This is a genomic window from bacterium (genome assembly GCA_020444325.1).
Lineage (GTDB): Bacteria > Bacteroidota > Ignavibacteria > SZUA-365 > SZUA-365 > BM516.
In genome coordinates, this window is sequence record JAHLLD010000018.1 from 41,139 (window position 1) to 47,242 (window position 6,104).

A 6,104-nucleotide genomic window follows, 5' to 3' on the forward strand; every position below is an offset into this window, starting at 1 on the left:
ATTACCTGCGGTTTTTTCGCACAGCCTGGTCAATGCGGTAGAGAATCTCTTCCTGCTTCTGCATGTCGTGCACGAAATCCGTTTCGTCACTGTCAAGCGTCAGCACCTCCCCGGCGTCATAGCGTGAAATCCAGTCCTCGTACAGCACGTTGAGCTGTTCGAGATAGTGCAGGTCGATCCCCTGCTCGAAATCGCGTCCGCGAAGCCGTATCTGCCGTTGCAGTGTCGGGATACTGGCGCGGAGGTAGATCAGGAGATCCGGGGGACGAAGGTAGGATGTCATCGCAGCGTACAGGGCACGATAATTTTCATAATCCCGGTCATCCATCCTTCCGAGGTTATGGAGATTGACAGCGAAGATCTCCGCGTCCTCGTAAATCGACCTGTCCTGCACCACGGAACGCGACTGCTCAGAAATATCCCGGTGCAGCGTAAAGCGTTTGGAAAGGAAATACACCTGGAGATGGAAAGACCATCGGTTCATATCCCTGTAAAAATCGGGCAGATAGGGATTGTCATCCACCGATTCAAAATGTGGCTCCCAGCCGAATTTCTCGTGCAGAAGCGAGGTGAGTGAGGATTTTCCCGAGCCTATATTTCCGGCGATGGCGATAAACATATCAAGCGTCCTGTTGCCAGTGCAGATCTTTCTGGCCCGCGGTGTGGTTGGCATAGCGGGCAAGGACAAAGAGGAAATCAGAAAGTCGGTTGACGTACTGCAGATCGAGTTCGTTGATGTCCTCAAGCGTGGAGAGATGCACGAGCAGCCTCTCTGCCCGTCGGCATACAGTCCGCGCCATGTGCAGGCGGGCAGCAGTCTCGGTCCCGCCCGGAAGGATGAAAAACCGAATGGGCTCAAGTTCTTCCTCGAGTCCATCAATACGCTGCTCCATGGTATCGATATGCTGTTGCTCTATGCGCGGAACGCTGACATTCTCGCTGTCGAGCGGTGTGGCCAGGTCGGCCCCGAGTGTGAACAGTTCGTGCTGCAGCGCCACGATTAGGCCGTGCACGGTCTCATGTACGGCCGAAGCGCGGGCGAACCCGAGCAGCGCATTGAGTTCATCGACCGTACCGTAGGCATCGATGCGGGCGCTGTCTTTTCCCACACGCCGCCCCCCGAAGAGTGCGGTTTTGCCCTGGTCTCCTGTTCTCGTGTAGATTTTCACGATGCGGAATCTTCCTTCCTGAAGGGTTTGAGTGCGGAAATCACATCAGCCGGAGTGGGTATATCCGACCAGGTGGCTTCCACCGTGCCGTTATGCAGGATGAATACGCGTGGCAACGTCCTGTAAAGGGGACGCGCAAATCGCGGCTCAATTGCCGCAACGGGAAATGCGGCCGCGTATTCGAACATGAGCGAAGTGAGATGCTCGGTCCCGTCGATAATGAGTCCGACCGCAGAGGCGACTTCATCCTTCTGCGCGATGTCATTCATATGCTGCACCTGCGAGGCGACATCGTCTGCCTTGACGGTGAAGAGGAACACGACATGCGTCCCCTGGTTCAGATCCTTTCCGTACAGTCCATCGACGGGCCAGGTGTCAAAATGGCTTCCCGGACTCAGCTGTGTTACGAGGTCGTCCGCGGGAATAGCCGGACTCGCGGCCGTGACTCCGGCAGCAATCAGGCCAACGGCGAGCGATACGGCCAATCGCGGCATCACACGTTCCACCTTATGCTTCCACAGCACGACGGCGGCAAAGAGGACGGCAATGAGCATGAGGCTGTCCTCAATGATCACCATCTCGGGTCCGCGGTGATACAGATTCCCGAAGCAGCCGCAGTTTTCTCCGAGTCCGATAGACATCCCGTACACGGTGATGGCAATGAAGAACAGGAGAATCCCCGCGGTGAGCAGCGGCACAATCTTCGGATACAGGTTGACGATGAGACCAGCGGCCAGGATACATTCGACAATGATCAGTGACCATGCCGCAACCGGCGCGAGATCCGGGAGGATCTGATACTCCGCAATCTGTTCGACGAAGGCCTGTGGGTCGAGGGCCTTCATCACTGCGGCCAGCAGGAATACCAGGGCCACGATAATTTCAAGAACACGTGCGATACTGAAGAGCACGCGGTTGGATGAAAGCTGCATGAATGGTATCAGCGTAGAATGTTAACGATGCGGTCCTCTATGGGGTTGTTCGGTTCCCCGATAATGCGGTCAAGTTCCTTCCCATTCTGCATGATGATGACCGCAGGATAATCGTGACCATATTTCTCCAGCTCCGCAGCCGGCTCGTTCCCGCCCATCGCAATACCGATATACCGCACGTTGAATGCCTCGTTGTTGGCATCGTCAAAGACGCGCAGTACGGTGGGAAGCACGACCTTGCAGGTCGAGCACCAGGTGGCGAACATCACGACGACGTCCGTTTTCTTTTTGTACGACTTGAGAAAGCTGATGGACTTGCTGTTGGGCTTGTACGCTTTCTTCCGCACAGCATAGTCGGGACTGTGCGCGAGGATAATTTCAGCAGGAGTTTCGCCGACCAATGTTTGCCGTATCGTCATCGCCACTTTTTTGCCATCCACCTTGAACGTGCTGGCACCACCGTGCATACGGTACTTGCTGATTGAGCTTCCCCGCGGGATACCGCTGGTGGAAATGAAACTGCCATCGACCTTGATGGAAGTCGTCTTGAGACGATAGACTTTCTTTTTCCCGAGATCGATGAGCACAGGATGTTTCAGCCGCTCAGAGGTAAGAATCAGGTATGGCTGATAGTTGGTAGGCTGAAATACCTGGGCGGAAATATCAATGTCGCCACCAATTTCCACGCCGAATTGCGCGTTTTCCTCCCACTCGAGCGAACCCTGTCCGGCAACACTGCTGAAAACCAGACTCACGGCGAAGACTGCGGCGAGTGTCAGTCGAAATATGTTCATGCTGTTTTCTCCATTGAAACAAGTTACGAAAAGCCCTCTGGCGGCGCAATGCAGAGCGCTGTCCTGCAATCGAAAACGGGCGCATATCCTGTAAACCCGGGCTTGTCCCGCGTTGTTCCGCAAGCGATATTTAGAATCAAGACATTGCCAACAACATAGACTGCATAGCCATGAAGGAAACCATACAGACACTGCTCGCTGCTGATCCGTCACACGCCGGTACAAAGGAACTCGCCCTGCTCGACGAGGTCTGGCATGCGATGCGCGAGGGACGCATTCGCGCCGCCAGCAATATCGAAGGCGCATGGGTCGCCAATACGGAAGTCAAGAACGTCATTCTCTGGGCATTTCGTGCCGGAGTGCTGCAGGATGTTCCTGCAGGTGAGACATTCCATTTCACCGACAAACACACATTGCCGGTCCAACGTTTCAGCGCGGAGAGCGGTCGTCGCATTGTCCCGGGCGGGACCACCGTGCGCGACGCTTCGTATCTCGCTCCCGGTGTCATCATCATGCCGCCCGCCTACGTCAACATCGGCGCTTATGTAGACGAGCAAACCATGATCGACAGCCACGCCCTCGTGGGCTCCTGCGCGCAGATAGGGAAACGTGTCCACCTGAGCGCCGGGGTCCAGGTAGGTGGCGTACTCGAACCCGTCGGTGCTGTCCCTGTGGTGATAGAAGATGACGTCATGGTAGGCGGAAACAGTGGGATCTATGAAGGCACCATCGTGCGCCGCCGCGCGGTCATTGGAACGGGCGTGATTCTCAATGCATCCACGCCGGTATACGATTGCGTTCACGGCCGCATACTGCGGCGCAGCAATGATGGTCCGCTCGAAATTCCGGAAAACGCCGTCGTCGTTGCCGGCTCTCGTCCCGCGCGCGGCGAATTCGCCCGCACGGAAGGATTACAGATGTACACCCCGCTGATCATCAAGTACAGGGATGAGAAGACCGACGCCGCCACCGCGCTCGAGGAAAGCCTCCGCTGAGTGCCACGCTGCCTCAGACCCGTATCCCGGCACCGCAGACGCTGGCGATACTTGACACTGTAGCGGACAATTTCCATATTGCCATTTCAACAGTAATTCACTACTTTTTCAGTTCACTATCGGTGTGAAGGATGAGGATGCACGGACTCCCATCCGTCGTATCGATGCAGCTCTGGACAGAGGCACTCGGTGCCTGATTTTATCACTATTAGCGGAAACCACAATGACTGACGAGTCCACCCGGAACGAGACTCCCGAGAACCTCCCCGACAACAGCGACCAGGATCAGAACGCTGCCGCACCCCAGGGTAACGAAGCAGCGGAATCATCCACCGACCAGCCGCAGAATGCCACACCGGAAACACCGGCAGAGTCCGCGGAAAGCACCGAAGCCGCAGCAAGCACCGAAGCCGCAGCAAGCACCGAAGCCGCAGCAAGCACCGAAGCCGCAGCAAGCACCGAAGCCGCTCCTGCCGCTGTCGACCAGCCAGCCGAAGAAACCCCGGCTGCCGAAGAAACCCCGGCTGCCGAAGAAACCCCGGCTGCCGAAGAAGCAAAGCCTGCAGAGAGCTCCGAGCCCACAGCGGAGGAAAGTGTGAAACCGGAAGTGACCGCAGAGCAGACCGCGGATGCACAGGGCGACACGGCTGCCACAACCGCTCCCGCAGCGGAGGCGGCGACAGACGATGCAGCACCGGCAGCTCCCGCAACTGAAGCAGCAGCAGCCGGAGCCACTGCAGCAGTTGCTGCAGACGGCACGAAGGAAGCGGAAGGTGATGCGGAGAAAGCGGAAGGTGATGCAGGAAGTGACGCCGCGTCGGCCGCACCTCGCAAGAAGAAACTGACGGACGAGGAAGCGCAGCCCATCTGGGATGAACTCAAGAAAGCGCATGATGAAAGCGACATGCTGACGTTTACCGTGAGCCGGGCCATTCCGGGTGGCGCCATTGTCAGCTACAAGGGTCTGGAAGGGTTCGTTCCGCGTTCACAGTTCCTGCTTTCCGGGCGCGCGGAACAGTCGGACATCGAACCGCTGGTAGGACAGGAAGTTAATCTCGTCGTTATCGAAATGACGGACTTCTCAAAACGCAAGTACGTGTGCAGCCGCAAGCGCGCACTCAAGAAAGAACGTATGCGCGAGCTCAAGAAAGGCTCGGTCGTCGAAGGCAAAGTGACTTCGATTACAAGCTATGGCGCCTTCGTCGATCTCGGCGGCGTTGACGGGCTCATTCACATCTCCCGTCTGAGCAAAGTACGCGTAAACACGCCGAACGAAGTCGTCAGCATGGGCGAGACGGTGAAGGTGCGCATTGTCGACATTAACGAGAAGGACGAACGCATCGCCCTCAGTATGAAAGAATTTACCGAATCGCCCTGGGCCCACGCCGAGGAGCATTACAGCGTCGGCAACACGGTAGCGGGAAAGATTCGGAACATCACCGATTTCGGTGTCTACGTGCAGCTCGAACCCGGCATCGTCGGCATGGTGCACATTTCAGACCTTTCGTGGACCAAACGCATTCAGCACCCGACGGAAGTCGTCAAAATGGGTGACGATATTGAAGTTCGCATCATGGATGTGCGGCCGAAAGACCGCCGCATCGCACTCAGCCTCAAAGATACGCAGCCGGATCCGTGGCCGCGCCTTGCGAACATTTATCCCCCTGATACCGAAGCCGATGGCAAAATCAAACAGCTGATGGAAGCCGGCGCTATCGTGGAACTCGACTTCGATATCGACTGCTTCGTTCCTCGCGGCAAGATGGGCGGACGCCGCCGTCGTGGTCAGAGCGCTCCAACCTACAATGTGGGTGACGCAGTGCGCATCAAGGTCGTCGAAATGGACACCGAGAAGCATTCCTTCATCGGCTCCATCGTCCGTGAAGACGGCGGCGATCCGGAACCGCGTGACCGTGATCATTCCCGTTCCGATTTCAAGGTACCCCACGGCAACACCGGCGAATCCGGCTTCACGCTCGGTGACGAGCTCGACAGTCTGAAAGAGCTGTTCGGAAATTCTGCAGCCGAAACCGACAAACCGGCCGAGGACGCCTCTGCAAAGGAAGAAGCACCCGCAGAGAAAATCGTCGAAGCATCAGCCGAAGCCGCTCCTGCCGCTGTCGATCAGCCGACCGAAGAATCCCCGGCTGCCGATGAGACCCCGGCTGCCGATGAGACCCCGGCTGCCGATGAGACCCCGGCTGCCGATGAGAC

The 6,104-nt window shown here is 57.2% G+C and carries 6 protein-coding genes; 2 read left to right on the top strand and 4 right to left on the bottom strand.

The features are described 5' to 3' along the window. Position 1: 1 nt before the first annotated feature. The 4 genes from KQI65_17435 to KQI65_17450 are packed head-to-tail and all read right to left on the bottom strand — an operon-like array spanning position 2 to position 2,895. Positions 2-619 (bottom strand): deoxynucleoside kinase, encoded by a 618-nt coding sequence (locus tag KQI65_17435; protein MCB2206529.1) that lies wholly within the window; start codon positions 617-619, stop codon positions 2-4. A gap of 1 nt (position 620) precedes the next feature. Next, a complete protein-coding gene (locus tag KQI65_17440; GenBank protein ID MCB2206530.1) occupies positions 621-1,169 on the bottom strand; it encodes a cob(I)yrinic acid a,c-diamide adenosyltransferase in 549 nt (182 codons plus the stop codon). Next, on the bottom strand, positions 1,166-2,101 hold the full coding sequence (locus tag KQI65_17445) for a hypothetical protein (GenBank protein ID MCB2206531.1): 936 nt from the start codon (positions 2,099-2,101) through the stop codon (positions 1,166-1,168). Before KQI65_17445 ends, KQI65_17440 begins: the two co-directional genes overlap by 4 nt. A gap of 8 nt (positions 2,102-2,109) precedes the next feature. Further along, complete coding sequence (locus tag KQI65_17450) at positions 2,110-2,895, bottom strand: hypothetical protein (protein MCB2206532.1); 786 nt, start codon at positions 2,893-2,895, stop codon at positions 2,110-2,112. Positions 2,896-3,065: 170 nt separating this feature from the next. Here KQI65_17450 and KQI65_17455 point away from each other — a divergent pair, with 170 nt between their 5' ends. Together KQI65_17455 and KQI65_17460 are read left to right on the top strand one after the other, a co-directional pair. After that, the gene (locus KQI65_17455) at positions 3,066-3,890 is read left to right on the top strand and encodes a 2,3,4,5-tetrahydropyridine-2,6-dicarboxylate N-succinyltransferase (protein MCB2206533.1); all 825 of its coding nucleotides are present in this window, start codon (positions 3,066-3,068) and stop codon (positions 3,888-3,890) included. Between the two features lie 223 nt (positions 3,891-4,113). Continuing rightward, positions 4,114-6,104 (top strand): S1 RNA-binding domain-containing protein (locus KQI65_17460; protein ID MCB2206534.1); only part of this gene is annotated, 1,991 nt, incomplete at its 3' end.